This window comes from Pseudomonas sp. (genome assembly GCF_050739655.1).
In the GTDB taxonomy this organism is placed as follows: Bacteria; Pseudomonadota; Gammaproteobacteria; order Pseudomonadales; family Pseudomonadaceae; genus Aquipseudomonas.
In genome coordinates, this window is record NZ_JBOIBY010000186.1 from 1 (window position 1) to 2,005 (window position 2,005).

2 protein-coding genes are annotated in these 2,005 nt (G+C 57.8%); both read right to left on the reverse strand.

Annotated features, from left to right (window positions below):
- Positions 1 to 65: 65 nt before the first annotated feature.
- Positions 66 to 1,463 (reverse strand): replicative DNA helicase, encoded by a 1,398-nt coding sequence (dnaB, locus tag ACRESJ_RS09140; RefSeq protein WP_431757622.1) that lies wholly within the window; start codon positions 1,461 to 1,463, stop codon positions 66 to 68.
- Positions 1,464 to 1,583: 120 nt separating this feature from the next.
- Positions 1,584 to 1,997 (reverse strand): 50S ribosomal protein L9, encoded by a 414-nt coding sequence (gene rplI, locus ACRESJ_RS09145; protein ID WP_431757623.1) that lies wholly within the window; start codon positions 1,995 to 1,997, stop codon positions 1,584 to 1,586.
- Positions 1,998 to 2,005: the final 8 nt, after the last annotated feature.

Below are 2,005 nucleotides of genomic sequence, written 5' to 3' on the forward strand. Positions count from 1 at the left end.
AAGGAATGCATTCCAGGGTGGGAGCCAGCCTGCTGGCGATGTGGCCGGGTCAGACGGTGAAGATCTTATTCATCGTCGTCGAAGTTATAGCTACCCGGCGCCAGGTTCTCGAATCGGGTGTACTTACCGATGAACGCCAGGCGAACAAAGCCGATCGGGCCGTTCCGCTGCTTACCGATGATGATTTCGGCAATGCCTTTATGCTCGGTTTCCGGGTGATACACCTCGTCGCGGTAAACGAACATGATGACGTCGGCGTCCTGCTCGATGGCTCCGGATTCCCGCAAGTCGGAGTTGATGGGGCGCTTGTTCGGACGTTGTTCCAGGGAACGGTTGAGCTGCGACAGCGCCACCACAGGGCAGTTGAACTCCTTGGCCAGGGCTTTCAGGGATCGGGAGATCTCGGAAATCTCGTTGGTCCGGTTGTCGCCACCGGAACCGGGGATCTGCATCAATTGCAGGTAGTCGATCATGATCAGGCCAACTTCACCGTGCTCACGCGCCAGACGACGGGTCCGGGCACGCATTTCCGATGGACTGATGCCGGCGGTATCGTCGATGAACAGCTTGCGGTCGTTGAGCAGGTTGACCGCCGAAGTCAGGCGCGGCCAATCGTCGTCTTCAAGCTGACCGGAACGCACCTTGGTCTGGTCGATACGGCCCAGGGACGACAACATACGCATGATCAGCGATTCGCCTGGCATCTCCAGCGAGTAAACCAGAACAGCCTTATCGCTACGCAACACGGCGTTTTCCACCAGGTTCATCGCAAAGGTGGTTTTACCCATCGACGGACGGCCGGCGACGATGATCAAGTCGGCCGGTTGCAGGCCGCTGGTCTTCTCGTCGAGGTCGGTGTAGCCGGTGGACAAGCCAGTAATGGCATTGTCAGTGTTGAACAGGGTGTCGATACGATCGATGGCCTTGGTCAACAGCTCGTTCACACCCACCGGGCCGCCGGTTTTTGGCCGGGCTTCGGCGATCTGGAAGATCTGTCGTTCAGCTTCATCGAGGATTTCTTCAGCCGTACGACCCTCAGGGTTGAAGGCACTGTCGGCGATCTCGGTGCTGATACCGATCAACTGGCGCAAGGTTGCACGCTGACGAACGATCTGCGCATAAGCCTTGATGTTGGCGACGGACGGCGTGTTTTTCGCCAGTTCACCCAGGTAACCAAGGCCGCCGACTTGCGAAGTCTGACCTTCCTTGTCCAGTTGTTCGGACAGGGTCACGACGTCGATCGGCATGTTCTGATCGGCCAGTTTGGCGATCGCACGGAAAATCAGACGGTGGTCATGTCGATAGAAATCGCCGTCGGAGACTTGATCGAGCACGCGCTCCCAAGCGTTGTTGTCCAGCATCAAACCACCGAGCACAGCCTGTTCGGCTTCGATGGAATGTGGCGGCACCTTCAGCGCGGCGGTTTGCAGATCGTATTGCTCGGGAGCGGAAATTTCGTTCATGGCCACTTGGAATCAGATGTAAAAACGAGGATGCCAGAAAGACAAAGGGCACGACCTGTAAACAGGATCGTGCCCGATGTTACCGGCAAGCACCCTAGGGTGCCAGCCGACAAGTGCTGCTTAAGCTGCTACCACGACAACGCGTACGGTGGCTTCAACTTCAGCGTGCAGGTGCACAGCTACGTCGAATTCACCTACGTTGCGGATGGTGCCGTTCGGCAGACGAACTTCGCTCTTCTGCACTTCAACGCCGGAGGCGGTCAGTGCATCAGCGATGTCGTGGGTGCCGATCGAACCGAACAGCTTGCCTTCGTCACCAGCGGTGGCAGTGATAGTCACTTCCAGCTCAGCCAGTTGGGCGGCACGGCTTTCAGCCGAAGTTTTACGGTCAGCTGCAGCTTTTTCCAGCTCAGCGCGACGCTCTTCGAACGCAGCCAGGTTGGCTGGGGTCGCAGCGGTAGCTTTGCCGTAAGGCAGCAGGTAGTTACGACCGTAACCAGCCTTAACGTTCACTTTGTCACCCAGGTTGCCCAGGTTGGTGA

Excerpts from the sequence above, each read along its gene's own strand:
- dnaB (WP_431757622.1), bottom strand. The coding sequence starts at position 1,463 with ATGAACGAAATTTCCGCTCCCGAGCAATACGATCTGCAAACCGCCGCG.